13 protein-coding genes and 1 pseudogene are annotated in these 16,833 nt (G+C 39.9%); 6 read left to right on the forward strand and 8 right to left on the reverse strand.

The features are described from left to right. Positions 1-296: pseudogene (locus tag I3259_RS18620) on the forward strand (S-(hydroxymethyl)glutathione dehydrogenase); the annotation flags it as partial. An 83-nt stretch (positions 297-379) separates the two neighbouring features. Next, the gene (fghA, locus tag I3259_RS18625) at positions 380-1,228 is read left to right on the forward strand and encodes an S-formylglutathione hydrolase (RefSeq protein WP_238031203.1); all 849 of its coding nucleotides are present in this window, start codon (positions 380-382) and stop codon (positions 1,226-1,228) included. Between the two features lie 122 nt (positions 1,229-1,350). Here fghA and I3259_RS18630 read toward each other — a convergent pair whose 3' ends face one another. From I3259_RS18630 to guaB, 3 genes are all read right to left on the reverse strand, one after another. Beyond that, the gene (locus I3259_RS18630; protein WP_238031204.1) at positions 1,351-2,907 is read right to left on the reverse strand and encodes an AbgT family transporter; all 1,557 of its coding nucleotides are present in this window, start codon (positions 2,905-2,907) and stop codon (positions 1,351-1,353) included. A gap of 436 nt (positions 2,908-3,343) precedes the next feature. Next, positions 3,344-4,921, reverse strand: a complete 1,578-nt coding sequence (gene guaA / locus I3259_RS18635) for a glutamine-hydrolyzing GMP synthase (protein WP_238031214.1) — start codon at positions 4,919-4,921, stop codon at positions 3,344-3,346. A 114-nt stretch (positions 4,922-5,035) separates the two neighbouring features. After that, complete coding sequence (guaB, locus tag I3259_RS18640) at positions 5,036-6,499, reverse strand: IMP dehydrogenase (protein WP_238031205.1); 1,464 nt, start codon at positions 6,497-6,499, stop codon at positions 5,036-5,038. A 273-nt stretch (positions 6,500-6,772) separates the two neighbouring features. Here guaB and xseA point away from each other — a divergent pair, with 273 nt between their 5' ends. After that, positions 6,773-8,122: an exodeoxyribonuclease VII large subunit gene (xseA, locus tag I3259_RS18645; RefSeq protein WP_238031206.1), complete on the forward strand. Its 1,350-nt coding sequence runs from the start codon at positions 6,773-6,775 to the stop codon at positions 8,120-8,122. 55 nt (positions 8,123-8,177) lie between these two features. On the opposite strand, the gene I3259_RS18650 is transcribed toward xseA, so the two are convergent. From I3259_RS18650 to I3259_RS18665, 4 genes are all read right to left on the reverse strand, one after another. Continuing rightward, complete coding sequence (locus tag I3259_RS18650; RefSeq protein WP_238031207.1) at positions 8,178-8,423, reverse strand: zinc ribbon domain-containing protein; 246 nt, start codon at positions 8,421-8,423, stop codon at positions 8,178-8,180. 406 nt (positions 8,424-8,829) lie between these two features. Then, positions 8,830-9,705 (reverse strand): alanyl-tRNA editing protein, encoded by an 876-nt coding sequence (locus I3259_RS18655; RefSeq protein ID WP_238031208.1) that lies wholly within the window; start codon positions 9,703-9,705, stop codon positions 8,830-8,832. Between the two features lie 78 nt (positions 9,706-9,783). Continuing rightward, complete coding sequence (locus I3259_RS18660; protein ID WP_238031209.1) at positions 9,784-10,191, reverse strand: META domain-containing protein; 408 nt, start codon at positions 10,189-10,191, stop codon at positions 9,784-9,786. Between the two features lie 197 nt (positions 10,192-10,388). Continuing rightward, the gene (locus tag I3259_RS18665; protein WP_238031210.1) at positions 10,389-11,399 is read right to left on the reverse strand and encodes an OmpA family protein; all 1,011 of its coding nucleotides are present in this window, start codon (positions 11,397-11,399) and stop codon (positions 10,389-10,391) included. A 691-nt stretch (positions 11,400-12,090) separates the two neighbouring features. Here I3259_RS18665 and I3259_RS18670 point away from each other — a divergent pair. Together I3259_RS18670 and I3259_RS18675 are read left to right on the forward strand one after the other, a co-directional pair. Further along, entirely contained in the window at positions 12,091-12,765 is a 675-nt protein-coding gene (locus I3259_RS18670; RefSeq protein ID WP_238031211.1) for a winged helix-turn-helix domain-containing protein, read from the forward strand. Next, positions 12,752-13,189 (forward strand): hypothetical protein, encoded by a 438-nt coding sequence (locus I3259_RS18675; RefSeq protein ID WP_238031212.1) that lies wholly within the window; start codon positions 12,752-12,754, stop codon positions 13,187-13,189. The genes I3259_RS18670 and I3259_RS18675 overlap by 14 nt, the downstream gene beginning before the upstream one ends. Positions 13,190-13,227: 38 nt before the next feature. On the opposite strand, the gene cueR is transcribed toward I3259_RS18675, so the two are convergent. After that, positions 13,228-13,623 carry a Cu(I)-responsive transcriptional regulator gene (gene cueR / locus I3259_RS18680; RefSeq protein ID WP_238031213.1) on the reverse strand — a complete coding sequence of 132 codons (396 nt, stop codon included), beginning with the start codon at positions 13,621-13,623 and terminating at the stop codon, positions 13,228-13,230. A 118-nt stretch (positions 13,624-13,741) separates the two neighbouring features. On the opposite strand from cueR, the gene I3259_RS18685 reads away from it, so the two are divergent. After that, the gene (locus I3259_RS18685; protein ID WP_346015709.1) at positions 13,742-16,675 is read left to right on the forward strand and encodes a copper-translocating P-type ATPase; all 2,934 of its coding nucleotides are present in this window, start codon (positions 13,742-13,744) and stop codon (positions 16,673-16,675) included. Positions 16,676-16,833 lie beyond the last annotated feature (158 nt).

Genomic DNA, 16,833 nt, shown 5'->3' on the forward strand with positions numbered 1-16,833 from the left:
TTGAGTGTTGTCACAAAGGTTGGGGCGAATCAGTAATCATTGGTGTTGCTGGTGCAGGTCAAGAGATCTCTACTCGTCCATTCCAACTAGTAACAGGTCGTGTATGGCGCGGTTCTGCATTCGGTGGTGTTAAAGGCCGTTCAGAACTTCCAGGTATCGTAGATCGTTACATGGCTGGCGAATTCCAACTTGATGACTTTATCTCATTTAATATGGGATTAGACAAAATCAACGAAGCATTTGACCTGCTACACGAAGGTAAAAGTATCCGTACTATTATCCACTTCGATAAATAATAATATAATTACATAATAATTAATGCGCAGAGATCATCTTCTGTACTCTATCTCTGCGCCTGATCTGACTGAGAGAGCATCCCATGCCTTTAGAAAACATTAGCTGTAATAAAACTGCTGGCGGTTGGCATAAACAATATACACACCGCTCAGAAGTACTTAATTGCGATATGCGTTTTGCTATTTTCCTACCACCACAAACGGCTGCAGGACAAAAAGTACCAGTAATTTACTGGTTATCAGGTTTAACGTGTACTGATGAAAACTTTATGCAAAAAGCGGGCGCTCAACGTATCGCAGCAGAATTAGGTGTTGCCATTGTTGCACCCGATACTAGCCCACGCGGCGAAGGTGTAGAAGATGATCCAACAGGTAGCTACGATTTTGGCTTAGGCGCTGGGTTCTACGTGAACGCGACAGAAGCACCTTGGAATCGTCATTACAACATGTACGATTACATTGTTAATGAGCTACCAGCATTAGTTGAAGCTCACTTCCCTGTATCTAATCAACGTGCAATCAGCGGTCACTCAATGGGTGGACATGGTGCATTAATGATTGCGATGCGTAATCCTGAGCGTTTTACATCAGCATCTGCATTTAGCCCAATTGCTAATCCTATGAACTGTGCATGGGGTCAAAAAGCCTTTACCGGTTACCTAGGCAGCAACACTGAAACGTGGAAGCAATACGATTCAAGCGAGTTAATGCGTAAAGCTGAGCAAAAAACACCAATGCTGGTTGATCAAGGTACGCACGATAACTTCTATAATGAAGGTCAACTGCGCACTGAAACTTTAATGGCTGCGGCAGAAGCGAATGACTATCCTGTAGAAATTCGTATGCAAGATGGTTACGATCACAGCTACTACTTTATGGCGACATTTATTGAAGATCACCTACGCTTCCACGCTGAACACTTCAATAAGTAAGAACCCATATCATCAATAGAGATATTCAAATTATATCTTTAGCTGATAGATAGAAAAAAGCCTCACTATTTTAGCGAGGCTTTTCTTTTATCTGCTGAAATTTAAATTATCAGTCACTTAAATTATAAGCTGTATGTGTATGGCGCTTGTACACCTAGAGGAATACCTAACGCCCAGTAAACGAGTAAGAAGATTGTCCAGCCTACTAGCATTGCAATTGAATATGGCATCATCATTGAAGCAAGTGTACCGATACCAGAACTCTTCACATAACGTTGCATGTAAACAACAACCAGTGGGAAGAACACCATCATTGGTGAAATGATATTAGATACAGAGTCACCTACACGGTATGCCGCTTGTGTTAGCTCAGGAGAAATACCTACCGCCATTAGCATTGGTACCATGATAGGACCAATCAATGCCCATTTCGCAGAAGCCGAGCCTACCAGTAAGTTCACACTTGCTGTTAGCAAGATCATACCTACGATAGTTACCTGACCCGGTAAATTCATCTCTTGTAGTAACTGTGCGCCAGAAAGTGCTAACAACGTGCCTAAGTTTGATTGTGTAAAAGCAACCAAGAACTGGGCAATAAAGAACACCATCACCATGAAACTTGCCATACCCGCCATAGTGGTTGACATTGCTTTGATCACATCGCTACTTTGCTTGAACGTACCTGCCACTTTACCGTAGATGATCCCAGGGATCACAAACAAGATAAAAATTAGCGGAACGATGGATTGCATAACCGGTGCATTGAATGCTGCAATTTCACCGGTTGGGGAGCGCAGTGGTGATGACTCAGGCCATACAGCAGCAACAAGTAAAGCAATACCTGCCACCATTGCCCAACCTGCGAAAGAAAATGCCTTACTTTCAAGCTCTGTGAAAGACCCCATATCAGGCGCTTCTTCTGCATCTTCATCAATCGCCGTTTTGCTTAAGCGCGGCTCAATCACTTTATCTGTGATATACCAACCAATGGCAACAATAATAATCGAAGACAAACCAGTAAACATTAGGTTCGCTAATGGATTTACAATGTAATCAGGATCCATGATACGCGCCGCTTCTTGGGTAAAGCCGGCAAGAAGTGGATCAATACCTGATGGAATAAAGTTTGCTGAGAAACCACCAGATACACCTGCAAACGCTGCCGCAATACCTGCTAATGGATGTCGACCCGCTGCATGGAAAATAATACCACCTAGTGGAATAACCAATACATAACCAGCATCTGCAGCTGTATGTGAGACAATCGCAACTAAAATTAACATAGGTGTTAATAGTTTAGCGGGTGTCACATTCAACATTTTTTTCAGACCCGTATTGATAAAGCCTGATGCTTCAGCAACACCGACACCCAACATCGCAACCAGTACGATCCCTAATGGTGCAAAACCTGTGAAATTCTTTACCATATTGGCAAGGAAACTCGCTAATGCATCACCTGTTAAGAGATTGTTTACTTGTACAACTTGTTGTGTAACAGGGTGAACCAGTCCAAAGTCAAACTGAGACATAATCGCTGAAAGAACCCAAACAACGACTAATCCCCAGAAAAATAGTAAAGCAGGATCGGGGATCTTATTACCTACTCGCTCAATACCATTTAAAAACTTATCCATAGCGCTTGATGTCTTCGGCGCTTGATTTAATGTTTTTTCGTTCATGGCAACTCCGTGCCCCTATATGTTGGTTATGTTTGCAACATGGATCTACTTTTTGTAAATCTCGTTATTTTCCTTTCAGCACGACGCTGAATTTAGGTCGGACGATTGTAGCTAAAGAAAAATAAAAAAAAGCAATATCATCTAACGAATCACTAAAAGTTATAACAAAACTTTGTAACCAAGCATTAACCGTAAACAATAAATCAACATCATTTCAAACAACGATAAACATTACCCGTCATGATTAAATACATTCCACACGAGCTAAGTTATACCCCTCTAGAATCACACCCATAAATAACGTTTAAAAAAAGGCATAGCAAACCATCACAACACCTAGGGTTGAGTGACTATCGAAAAAATATGAGCAATAAAAAACCCTAGCAAGTGATCTTGCTAGGGTTTGAAATTTGTTACTATTTATTAGTAAGGACTATTATTCCCACTCGATCGTTGCAGGTGGCTTACCTGAAATATCGTAAACTACGCGAGAAATACCATCGACTTCGTTGATAATACGGTTCGATACTTTACCTAGGAAATCGTAAGGCAGGTGTGCCCAATGTGCTGTCATAAAATCGATTGTTTCTACTGCACGTAGTGATACCACCCAATCATATTTACGACCGTCACCCATTACGCCAACAGAGCGAACAGGTAGGAATACGGTAAATGCTTGCGATACTTTGTTGTAAAGATCTGCCTTATGAAGCTCTTCAATGAAGATTGCATCTGCACGACGTAGTAAGTCACAGTACTCTTTCTTCACTTCACCTAGTACACGCACACCTAGACCAGGGCCTGGGAATGGGTGGCGGTAAAGCATATTATAAGGTAAGCCTAACTCTAGGCCGATTTTACGTACTTCATCTTTAAATAGCTCTTTTAATGGTTCAACAAGACCCATTTCCATATCGTCTGGTAGACCACCTACGTTATGGTGAGATTTAATCACGTGTGCCTTGCCTGTTTTCGATGCCGCTGACTCAATCACATCAGGGTAAATGGTACCTTGGGCAAGCCATTTCGCATTTTTCAATTTCTTTGATTCTTCATCAAATACATCAACGAAAACATGACCAATTTTTTTACGCTTCGCTTCAGGATCATCAATGCCTGCAAGTGCAGATAGGAAACGATCTTCGGCTTTAACATGCACAATGTTTAAACCAAACTTATCGCCAAACATATCCATCACTTGTTGACCTTCGTTTAGACGAAGTAAACCGTTATCAACAAATACACACGTTAACTTATCACCAATCGCACGGTGAATAAGCATCGCAACAACTGATGAGTCAACACCGCCAGAAAGGCCAAGAATCACTTCATCATCACCTATCTGCTCTTTAATACGAACGATAGCATCTTCAATGATATTGGCTGATGTCCATAGTTTTTCACAACCACAGATATTCATTACGAAGTTTTCAATTAACTTCATACCTTGACGTGTATGCGTCACTTCAGGGTGAAACTGAACACCGTAGAAGCGCTTTTCTTCGTTTGCCATTGCAGCAAATGGACAAGTATCAGTTTCAGCAACTTTGATAAAATCAGATGGAATTTCAACCACTTTATCGCCATGGCTCATCCACACATCCATTAACGGAGTACCGTCTTCAGCAATTGCGTCTTGAATACCTTCAAGGAAATGAGTTGGCTCAACAATTTTAACTTGCGCATAACCAAACTCACGCTCATTAGAACCTGCAACTTTACCACCAAGTTGCTCAGCCATCGTCTGCATGCCGTAACACACACCAAATACTGGCACACCTGCTTCAAAAACATATTGTGGTGCACGAGGAGAACCAGCTTCAGTTACACTTTCAGGACCACCAGAAAGAATAATACCGTTAGGTGCAAATTCACGGATATCGGCTTCATCAACATCCCAACTCCATAGTTCACAGTACACACCAATTTCACGGATACGACGTGCGATTAGCTGTGTGTATTGAGAGCCAAAGTCCAAAATAAGGATGCGTTGTTCATGAATATTTGTGGTCATGGTCATTAGTGAGTGTTCTCGAATAATTGTATATATTGGGAGCAGAGTGTCTGCTCCCAGTGTTATTTTTTACTGACGTAATCGTTAAACCCAACAATTAAAATGGGGAAACAATTAACCCATACGGTAGTTAGGTGCTTCTTTCGTAATAGTCACATCATGAACATGTGACTCTTTCATACCCGCACCTGAAATACGGACAAATTCAGCTTTAGTACGAAGATCTTCAATCGTTGCCGAACCAGTTAAGCCCATGCTTGAACGTAAACCACCCATTTGTTGGTGAACGATTTCTTTTAGGTAACCTTTATATGCAACACGACCTTCAATACCTTCTGGTACTAATTTATCAGCAGCATTATCCGTTTGGAAATAACGGTCAGAAGAACCTTTTGACATTGCGCCTAGTGAGCCCATGCCACGGTATGATTTGTATGAACGACCTTGGTAAAGTTCAACTTCGCCCGGTGCTTCTTCAGTACCTGCAAACATTGAGCCTACCATTACACATGATGCACCAGCGGCAATCGCTTTACACATATCACCAGAATAACGGATACCACCATCGGCAATAACCGGAATACCATACTGATCCGCAACAGAAGCCGCTTCAGAAATAGCCGTAATTTGCGGTACACCAACACCTGTAACAATACGTGTTGTACAGATAGAACCAGGGCCGATACCAACTTTAACAGCACTAACACCCGCTTCAATCAAAGCACGTGCACCTTCAGCTGTTGCTACGTTACCGCCAACAATTGGAAGATTAGGAAATGCTGCACGTGTTTCACGAATGCGCTGTAAAACACCTTCAGAGTGACCATGAGAAGAATCGATAAGTAATACATCTACGCCTGCTTCAACCAATGCCGCAACACGTTCTTCATTACCCGCACCAGCACCAACCGCAGCACCAACACGTAAGCGTCCGCGCTCATCTTTACAAGCGTTAGGTTTACGCTCTGCTTTTTGGAAGTCTTTTGCCGTGATCATGCCTTTAAGACGGAATTCATCATCAACAAGTAGCACTTTTTCAACGCGGTGTTGTTGCATGATAGCTTCAACTTCTTCACGAGATGCACCTTCTTTAGCCGATGCTAAGTCCGCTTTAGATGTCATCACTTCTTCAACAGTCTTTGAAAGATCAGTAATAAATCGAACATCACGACCTGTAATAATACCAACCAACTCATTGCTATCTGTTACTACTGGGTAACCAGCAAAACCGTTTTGCTCTGTTAATCGCTTAACATCTGCAATCGTTGCGGTAGGTTTAACAGTCACAGGTTCAGAAACAACACCAGCTTCGAACTTTTTCACCATGCGAACTTGATCCGCTTGTTGTTCGATAGACATATTTTTGTGAATGAAGCCGATACCACCTTCTTGAGCAAGACCGATAGCTAAGCGACCTTCAGTCACTGTATCCATTGACGCTGACACCATTGGGATATTAAGAGAAATATCTTTTGTCAGTTGAGTGCGCAGATCGGCAGTGTTAGGTAGAACGGTTGAATGGGCAGGAACCAGCAAAACATCATCGAAGGTTAAAGCTTCTTGTTTAATTCGTAACATTGCAATATCTCACACCGAATAGGGGTTTAAAGAAGGATAAAATATTGCGGTCGAATTATACGTACGAAGCAAACGTTTGGCTAGAATTTTTTTTATTTTTTTTCTTGACACATTTTAATTGATAAGTAATATATTTCGGTTAACTATCCGGTGATGCGGTCAAGGAAATACGGCCAAGATCTGTCCATTGATCTGCCTGTATACTTTATGTCTTATTCGGTTTTATTTTGACCGCCTGCCTACTACTTCATTCGATAGCAGGTACCATTCCTAGTGACCACTTTTTCCCCTCAAAGCCAAACTAATAGTCGTATTTACACGGTTTCTAGCTTAAATGCACAAGTGCGTCTCGTACTTGAAAATGAAATGGGTGTGGTATGGCTTATTGGTGAGTTATCTAATTTCTCGATGCCCGTTTCTGGTCATTGGTATTTCACTCTGAAAGATTCCCGTGCCCAAGTTAAATGTGCCATGTTTAAAGGCAGTAATCGACATGTGACGTTTAAACCAGGTAATGGTAATCAAGTATTAGTTAAAGCGCGCTTGTCATTATATGAACCACGTGGTGATTATCAACTGATCATTGAAAGTATGCAGCCAGAAGGTGATGGTCGCTTACAACAGCAATTTGAACAGCTAAAAATGTCACTTGCTGCTGAAGGTTTATTTGCTCAATCACTCAAACAAATGCTGCCAGAGCAACCTAAACGAGTAGGTATTATTACCTCAAAAACAGGCGCGGCTCTACACGATATTTTACAAGTATTACAACGTCGCGATCCGAGTTTACCCATTGTAATTTATCCAACTATGGTACAAGGCGAAGGCTCTGCAATTTCTATTGCACAAGCGATTGGTCGAGCCAATGCTAGGCAGGAATGCGATGTGTTAATTGTCGGTCGAGGTGGCGGTTCACTGGAAGATCTTTGGGCATTCAATGAAGAAATTGTCGCGCGAACCATTGCTGCTAGCCAGATCCCCATTGTCAGTGCTGTTGGTCATGAGGTAGATGTCACTATCGCTGATTTTGTTGCCGATGTCCGTGCACCAACACCTTCAGCTGCTGCTGAGTTGATCAGTCGAGATATGACTCACCAAACGCAATTGCTTGATCGTAAAAAACAACAATTACACCATGCCGTCAGGTCATATTTATCACAATCTTTGCGCCAAGCAACCCAACTACAACACCGCTTAGAACGTCAGCATCCACAACTTCGTTTAAATCAACAGCAGCAACATCTTGATGAAATTAGTCAACGCTTAGTTCAAGCGATGCAGAAAAAAATACAAAAGCATCAACAGCATATCGATAGTAATAACTATAAAATATCACTTTACTCCCCCGCTACGTTAGTAAGTAATGCACAACGAAATTTAGAGCGAAGTGAACGAAGACTTTATGATGCTTTAGACCGTAAGCTGCTAAATGCAAAGCATAAATTAGCGGTGGCGGCAGAAAAACTAGAAACCGTAAGTCCGCTAGCAACCTTAGCCCGTGGTTATTCTATTACTCGAAATGAACAAGGTGATGTCATAAGAAAAACATCCCAAGTAAAAACAGGCGATACCCTAATCACTACAGTCACGGATGGTGAAATTCATTCTTGTATTATCAAATAAGAATAGAAATGACAAATAAAATGGCGCTGATTAGCGCCATTTTTATTTGTAAAATTTAGTGTGTTTCAGCACGTATTTGAAATTGTACTTTTACTCGAGATTTCGACTTTAACTCGTTGCAATGATTGCAAAAATAATTTGCGGCACCGCAGGCTTGTATCTTCTCTAATTGCTCGTTGCAATCAGGACAAAACACCTGTTTTTCAACGTCTTGTTGGCAAAAATCACAGAAATAACCTTGGTTTTTCCAATTTAATATACTGCTACATTGCGGACAGATATTTTCAGCTTTATCAGCCATGTCTTACAACCTCTGCATACAAAATTTCAAGCCATAATTATTCAACGTCTTATTTGAAAATACAATTATCTTACGCGTAGAATTTCATCTTGCTCGCAAATAATTATCATAAATACGTCTTTTTTCCATTGCTAACAATCATAAAAAATCAATTTAGATCAAGGGTATGATCAACATGCTTAGTGGTGATCATCTTTTAAAACAAACCTGATCAGCTAACTGGTACCAAAAGAACATTTATCAATACACTTCCCGAAAGCATAAGTTACATATGCTGTATTCGGATTTTAAACAGGATATAAATCCGAATAAGTTAGATTTAATACAGTGATCATGTATTAAATAAATAAAGATCTTTCCCTTTTTAAAAGAAGTATGCGGACAAAATCTAGATAAATGCTCATTCTTATGCTTTAACGCTAGTGGTATACATCACAATATTTTGTTCTGAAATGACGTCAAAACTAACGCTAAGTGATTGATATTCTGATAAAGATAAAATATGAGTACCGCCACAAGGGATCTCGATAATACCTTCAAAGCCCAAATCACATTGCCAATAACGTGAGTCCGTTAAATGATCCCCTTCTCGCCTCATTACTACAGCAGTTTTTAATGCTACCCAATCACTGAGTTGAAGATTAATACGCTCAGCTACGAGATTAAGTTCTGCTAATAGATCCGCACTGTTGAGACCACGCTTACGTAATGTTTTACCTAAACGATACGTGTCAGTACTGAGATCAGGTGTCACTTCACTTTTTTCTTGGGCATAACTATGAAAATCATAGTAGCCAAGCTCATCTCTACGAGTCGGCTCTTTTCTCCAGAAGTCATTATGAAGGACTTTATTTAACGCTAAAGAAGATAAATGCCCCGCACTATGTCCACGGCTTAGACTTTGTTGGTAGTCGCTATCAACTGACAATGTAATAATATCGCCCACATTAAAAGCGATTGCATCTGTAACGACATGAACAACAACAAATACCCAACCTTCAGTATCACGTTTAACAGGAATATCTTGCGCGACAAAAAGTCTATTCGTTGCTAATTCAATTGCACCAACGACACAATTATTAACTTGATACGCTTTATCCGCATAAATAATTCTCCCCTGATCAGCTGGATGATCTGGCCAAATATGGCTAACAGGATGAAAAGGCGTTATTTGGGTAACAATATAGTAATTTTCATCATCGTAATTTATCAGCATTACAGGGCTATCAAGCAACCATTGCTGCTGAGTAAATACGACTTGTGTTGGTGCAATAGCAGACATCATCTATCCTTAGTTCTAATTATGAAAAAGCCCGACACTATGGTCGGGCTCTATATAAAATTAAATCACATCAAGCAATCAACTTGCATTAGTTTTTTCAAACACAAGGAACTTATCGCCAGCATCAACAATTAAACTATTATTGATAACTTCAATACTGGTTGCACTACGTAGCACGTTTAGCATGTTATTTTCTTGTTTTACCAATTCCGGTAAACACATTTTATGTGTGACTGCTGGAAGCGAAAAATCACCACTAGGCTCAACTTTACCTTTAAAAAGATTACACCCCGTAAAACCCGTAACTTCCATATTAGGTTCAATATTTACTGACGGGCGACGTTTAGTGATACCTGGGAGCTCAAGCCCACCTTTTAGTTTCCAATTACCAACCATTTGTGAAGATTTATCTAGTTGCTGATTGGAAAAACAACCCGTTAATGAAATGGTGATTAATGCCAATAAGCATAGTGTTACTTTTTTCATTATTAGCCCTTAATAATTTATATTTTAATTCATTCTTATTAAATCGCTTACCAATAACCGTACAGAGTCCTCCGCATAGAGCGACTAGTTAAAGTAATTTAATAGGAATGTGATTGAAAAAATAATGCCGGTGAAAATGTCACCGGCATTGAATTTATCTTAGTATGAAAATACTAGATAGATGTGATCACTCTTAATTACTTAAGGATAATCTGTACTGAACGCTGAACGTAGTTAGTCTTATCAGCTGAGTCAGTTTTGATTGGATCGTTGTAGCTTACAGAAGAAACAGTTAGACGAGATGCGTCGATACCGTTAGCTTCTAGGTAGTTAGCAACGTTTGCTGCACGCTCTGCAGATACTTTTTCGTTGATCTTAGCTGAACCAACTTTGTCTGCACGACCGATGATTTGAGCGTTAACTTCTGGGTTAGCTTGCATAGTTGCAATAACTTCACCTAGGTTGTAACGGCCGTAGTCGTTTAGCTTAGTTTGACCATTTTGGTATGGTAGAACGTAAGAAGAACGAGTTGGGATTTGAGACTCAACAGCTACTTCTTTAACTACTTCAACGTTGTTAGTAACAACCATTGGTGTTGCTGGTTGACCAAACTTGTAAGTCATACCCCAGTACGCTTGAGTTAGATCAGCGTGACCGTGTGAAGTACGTAGGTTTTGGTAGTAATCAGCACCGATTTGAGTAGATAGTGCGTGAGTGATTTGGTAAGAAAGACCTAGACCACCAGTTGCAGAGAAGCTATCAGACTTCATGTGGAATAGGTTGTCATTTAGATCTTTGTTATCAGCATAGATGTATGTAGCACCTAACTTAGCAAATGCAGAAAGCTTTTGAGTTAGAGGTAGGTTACCTTTCATACCTAAAGTAGCTAGGTGCATGTCTGCATTACCTAGGTCGTGCATGTAGTCGTAGCTACCGTATAGACCAAAGTATTGGTTGAAGTCGTAACCTGCGTCTAATTTAACGCTTGGCGCTTCAGTTGTACCGTTGAACACATGTGCGTCACCGTTACCAACATAACCCATACCTAGTGCACCACCAATCCAGAAACCAGATTGATCGTAAGAAGGTGCTGTTTGTGCAGGTGCTGTAGCTGTAGTGCTAGTAGTTGCATCAGCTGCCATTGCAGATGTAGCAACACCTAGAGATAAAGCTGCTAGTACAGATAGAGATAGAGATTTCAATTTCATGTTTAACTCCATTGAGTAATGCTTAAACTTTTTAAGTCTGCTTTATATAGTGCGTACTATTTTTTTAATGTGTATCGCAAAGCAGTTATTGTCAGGAACGGGAGGCATTTTGTGACGGATACGATGTTATGGCAAGTAATAAAAAATGATGTTCACAATTATTTTGGCTTTTTTCACCAGCGTCAAAAAAATGACTTCTGAAAAATGATTTTTTCAGAAAAAAAAGAAGATAAAGGAAAATACAAAAAAATTTATCGCAAAAAACAATACTAAAAAAACATAAAAAAGAGATATAAAAAAATATAAATCATTACAAATCAACAAGATGCAAATATACACCTTGTGTTCTCATAACGTAAAAAACATTGATTTTTATAGGGGCATTTAATTATCAAAAGACGATTGAATATTAATTTATCTGTGCAAAATGCCCAGTTCTACTTTTATTATCTCTTCCATAAATAAATTTTTTTGTTAGCATCTGCGCTGACAATAAAGAAATCCAATTGTTTTTTGTTTTTCTTTCGTCCAATGAATATTGCTTAAGTCTTCAATTTAGACAGATTGATCGCTAAAAACTGCGTTGTTTACCCCACAACGCAAAGATACATTTAGCACTATAAATAATAACAATGATAAATACGTTAGAAGACATCTATTGTCTTTTACAAATAGTGAATAGGTAAAACCAATGATTATATATAAGCAGGGTAAAGATAGCTTTGAACCCCAAAAAAGCGCTTATTCTACACCTGATACCACAACCAAACTCAGTGCTAGTGAAACCAAAATACTACAATACTTAATTGATAATAGTGGTGAAATTATTAGCCGCGACAAATTACTTGAGATCGGTTGGCCAGATAAAGTAGTGGTACCTAACTCATTAAATGTTGCTATCGCTAATTTACGCAAAGCTTTTAAAACAAAAAATGAAATTATCATTACGATAAAAGGTGCTGGATTTACGATTGCTAAAAATACTTTCATACAGCACCAAATCCAACCCGAAGTTGTATCAGATAGTGATGACGTAATCACGAGTGAAAATACAACTGCATCTTTAAGTAAAGAAGAAAGTGTAACAACATCATTAGATAATGATGATACTCAAGAAACAAATATCACCGTAAAGCCACCGTTATCAAAGTTAACGAAAGTGGGTTGTGGGGTATCCATGATTGCGTTATTTGCATGGGTTGGACTTTGGACCAGTAGTTGGCAAACACCACCTTGTGTCTCCGTTAATAATCAGCAGATCTGTGGTAACATAGAGCTTCTTAACTTAAATGAATTGCCTAAAAACCTGCCAGCGAAAGGCACTGTATATATAGATTCAGCAGGTAAACTGTATGAAAAAAATTAAATACATCATCATGGCATTAGTTGCCCTGATGTTATTTCCAATTATTAACGGTATGGGGTGTGACTTTAACTATAAATTAACCACTCCAGGCCATGAACAGTTCGGTAGTTGTAAATTTGGTCAATACACCTTAATTGATTATCCCGATCCTAAACAAGATAACGGTTATACGGTATTAAAAGGACTATATTTTTACGCTTTTGGCAATGCGGCAGTATTAGTCACCAGTAATGAAGATCACACAAAGAAAATTACTGATGCTGCGATAGAGAGCTTAAACTTTGCGAATAAACGTTTTTGGTACCAGCTTTCGATACAAAGACTGAATAAAGATGAACTTGTCATTTTCACAAAGCATCCAAAACCGAAGCTACAAGTGCTCCCTTACGATGGCACACTTGCAATGACTGACAGTAATTCATAATCAGAATTAATAACAGGGGCTAATTTTCTAGCGCCTGTTTATTCTTGCTGTGCTAAACCTTCTAATATCGGACAGGTTGAATTTTTATCTCCAGGACATTGCTTAGTTAATGCTTCAAGTGTTTTCTTCATCTGTAGTAATTCATTGATCTTAACATCTATCTCTTTTAACTTTTCTTCCGCCTTTTCTTTTACATCACGGCTCTGACGGCTTGAGTCCATTGATAACGCCAATAAATCACGGCATTCATCAAGAGAGAATCCAATCATTCGAGAACGTTTGATCAACAGTAACTCTGAAATATGGTTTTGATTATAGTAACGATAGCCATTAGATCCTCTAGGGGCTGGGCTTATCACGCCTTTAGCTTCATAAAACCGAATAGTTTTTGCTGTTAGCCCTGTTTTCTCAGCGACTTCACTTATATTAATCATCTTTGTCCTTCACTTTTATCTATTCTTTAAAATACACCAAACATACCTTGACCTTACAGTAACTAGAAGGTTTATTCTTGCTTCATCCTTTAAATATAGTAAGGCGTAAGGGCTCAAAATGAATACTATTACTCTCCCACTCGCTAACGTCCATTGCATGAGCTGCGTAAATAAAATACGCTCAGCTTTGGCAACATTGCCCAACTGCCAGATTATCGATATTGATACAAAGCAAATCACAGTAAATAGTGAAAGCCCACTAAAAACAATGTATGAAAAGATCAATGCATTAGGCTATCAAGTCGGTTTTTTCCACTATCAACTTGCACTAGCTGGTTTATCGTGTGGTCGATGCGTGGCTAAAGTAGAAGCCGCACTAGCAAACCGTAATGATATTTTTAGCGCTAGTATAACGAAAGAAACAGCTGATATAACGGGCTCTCTAAGTAAGCATGCACTTACCGATATTATTACGTCACTGGGTTATCAAGTAATACCTGCTTCGTCGGAATTAGAAGAAAACACACTGATGTTTACTCTATCAGGACTTTCATGCGAAAAGTGCGTTGCCAAATTGACAGAGCAACTAAAAGCCAATGATCAGATTCAAATCCTTGATTTAGATAAAACACATGCAGAAGTTAGAACAATGCTTGCTGCAGAAGATGTCATTTCCATTATTACAGAGGCTGGCTACCAAGCAACGCAAACAGCTTTAGATGACAAATTAGCCCAACCAGCAAGTATCAATGAACAAGAGAGTAAGGATGATAAAGCGCTAAATACTCTTCCCTCATCTGAAAGTTCTCAGGTTCAACAGTTACTGTTATCAGGTATGACATGTGCCAGTTGTGTAGCCTCTGTTGAAAAAGCGATTAGGCAAGTCATCGGTGTTGATACTGTCAGTGTAAACCTTGCAGAGCGAACAGCACTTATCTCAGGTACCCCTGATATAAAAGCCGTTATTGCCGCTATTACTGAAGCGGGTTATGGTGCGGAAATCAGTGAAGATGAACAAACTCGACGACATCGTCAACAACAACAAAATACCCAAACATTCAAAACACACTTAAGAAATGCATTTATTGCACTTGGCTTAGGCATTCCTATGATGGCTTGGGGGATCTTTGGCGGTAGTATGATGATCGACTCAACCACCAGCCAATTAGCATGGGGATTTGTTGGCTTAATCACCCTATTATTGCTCGTAACTGTTGGTAAAGATTTCTATATCAATAGTTGGAAAGCATTTAAACATCATCGCGCCACTATGGATACGTTAGTCGCTTTAGGTACAGGATCTGCTTGGCTATTTTCAATGCTTGTAGTGCTAAAACCAGATATGTTCCCAGCGTCTGCTCGACATGTTTACTTTGAAGCAACAGCCATGATTATAGGTTTAATTACATTAGGCCATGCCCTTGAAGTTCGTGCGCGTAGTCAAACATCTAAAGCATTAGAGCGTTTAATCGACCTACAACCACAAACTGCTATCGTAGTTGAAAATGGCGTGGAAAGTGAGCGTCCACTCAATGAAATAGAAAGTGGAATGACGTTACGTCTTCGTCCTGGTGCAAAAGTCGCTGTTGACGGTGTCGTCATTGAGGGTAATACCTATATAGATGAATCGATGCTAACAGGTGAGCCTCTTGCGGTTAACAAGCAAAATGGTGACAAAGTAAGAGCAGGTACGATTAACCAGCAAGGATCATTACTCTTTAAAGCAGAGCATATTGGTAGCGATACAATGCTTGCTCGAATTATACAACTCGTTCGTCAAGCTCAAAGCAGCAAACCCGCACTTGCACGCTTAGCTGATACTATCTCAAGTATCTTTGTGCCAAGTGTCATGATAATCGCCATTATTACTGCGATGGTGTGGTACTACTTCGGTCCAGCACCGTCATCGGTTTATATGTTAGTCGCTGCAACGACCGTACTTATCATTGCTTGTCCTTGTGCCTTAGGTCTCGCTACACCAATGTCAGTGACTGTAGGAGTTGGACGCGCAGCAGAGCTAGGGATTTTAATTCGTGATGCTGAAGCTATGCAGCAAGCAGCTAACATCAATACTGTTGTGTTAGATAAAACAGGTACGCTCACTGAAGGAAAGCCACAAGTAGTAAGTATTCAGAGCTATACCGCTCTTACTGAAGATAAGCTACTACAATTAACCGCAAGCTTAGAGCAAAGTTCGGAACATCCTTTAGCGAACGCTATTATTGAATCAGCGAAGCAAAAAGAGCTGACTTTCAGTCGCGTAACGGACTTTAAAGCCGTTGCTGGTATGGGCGTAACAGGTACGATTGATACAAACAACGTGATGTTGGGAAATGAAAAATTAATGGTCCAGCACAATATTGATATCAGTCAAGCTCATACTGACTTTGATAATATTGCCTCTCAAGGCGCAACACCGATTTATTTAGCACAAGATAACCAACTGATCGGAATCATTGGGATTAGCGATCCTCTACGTAGTGACTCATTAAGTGCAGTTAAACGAATGCAAAAAATGGGACTGACCGTTGTGATGCTAACGGGTGACAGTTATAAAACAGCACAAGTGATTGCGAGTAAATTAGGCATTACTGATGTAGTTGCTGATGTACTACCTGATGGCAAAGCGGCACAAATAAAACAACTTCAACAACAAGGTAATCGAGTAGCGATGGTCGGTGATGGTATCAACGATGCTCCAGCTCTTGCATTGGCAGAAGTCGGTATTGCGATGGGAAGTGGTACTGATGTGGCAATAGAAAGTGCGCAATTTACATTAATGCGTCACTCTCTTCATGGAGTGGTTGATGCCTTAGAGTTATCTAAAGCAACCTTGCGAAATATGAAAGAAAACCTATTTGGTGCCTTTATTTACAATAGCTTAGGTATTCCTATTGCTGCAGGTGTATTGTACCCACTCACAGGTGCATTACTCAGCCCAGTCATTGCAGGGGCAGCCATGGCGCTATCATCCATCACTGTCGTAACCAATGCTAATCGGCTTCGCTTATTTAAACCTAGCTATCAAGCTAAATCAGCACAGGAGAAATAATATGTGCTTATTATTAGGCATTGCTGCTATTGCATTAATAGTCTGGTGGTTCTGGCTACATCCCAGTCTTCGCTAACCAAACTAACATTAAAGGCTACTTCGGTCTGTCTCTTATACACAAATCCCTAAGCTGCAGCTTGGGGATTTTTTTGAACTAA

It is taken from the genome of Photobacterium sp. Ph5, assembly GCF_022129445.1.
In the GTDB taxonomy this organism is placed as follows: domain Bacteria; phylum Pseudomonadota; class Gammaproteobacteria; order Enterobacterales; family Vibrionaceae; genus Photobacterium.

Bases quoted from the DNA above. Each gene is read 5' to 3' on its own strand.
- I3259_RS18655 (WP_238031208.1), bottom strand. From the start codon at position 9,705: ATGTCTGCTATTGCACCAACACAAGTCGTATTTACTCAGCAGCAATGG.
- I3259_RS18630 (WP_238031204.1), bottom strand. From the start codon at position 2,907: ATGAACGAAAAAACATTAAATCAAGCGCCGAAGACATCAAGCGCTATG.
- guaB (WP_238031205.1), bottom strand. From the start codon at position 6,499: ATGTTACGAATTAAACAAGAAGCTTTAACCTTCGATGATGTTTTGCTG.
- guaA (WP_238031214.1), bottom strand. From the start codon at position 4,921: ATGACCACAAATATTCATGAACAACGCATCCTTATTTTGGACTTTGGC.
- I3259_RS18685 (WP_346015709.1), top strand. From the start codon at position 13,742: ATGAATACTATTACTCTCCCACTCGCTAACGTCCATTGCATGAGCTGC.
- fghA (WP_238031203.1), top strand. From the start codon at position 380: ATGCCTTTAGAAAACATTAGCTGTAATAAAACTGCTGGCGGTTGGCAT.
- I3259_RS18660 (WP_238031209.1), bottom strand. From the start codon at position 10,191: ATGAAAAAAGTAACACTATGCTTATTGGCATTAATCACCATTTCATTA.
- I3259_RS18665 (WP_238031210.1), bottom strand. From the start codon at position 11,399: ATGAAATTGAAATCTCTATCTCTATCTGTACTAGCAGCTTTATCTCTA.
- I3259_RS18650 (WP_238031207.1), bottom strand. From the start codon at position 8,423: ATGGCTGATAAAGCTGAAAATATCTGTCCGCAATGTAGCAGTATATTA.
- I3259_RS18670 (WP_238031211.1), top strand. From the start codon at position 12,091: ATGATTATATATAAGCAGGGTAAAGATAGCTTTGAACCCCAAAAAAGC.
- cueR (WP_238031213.1), bottom strand. From the start codon at position 13,623: ATGATTAATATAAGTGAAGTCGCTGAGAAAACAGGGCTAACAGCAAAA.
- I3259_RS18675 (WP_238031212.1), top strand. From the start codon at position 12,752: ATGAAAAAAATTAAATACATCATCATGGCATTAGTTGCCCTGATGTTA.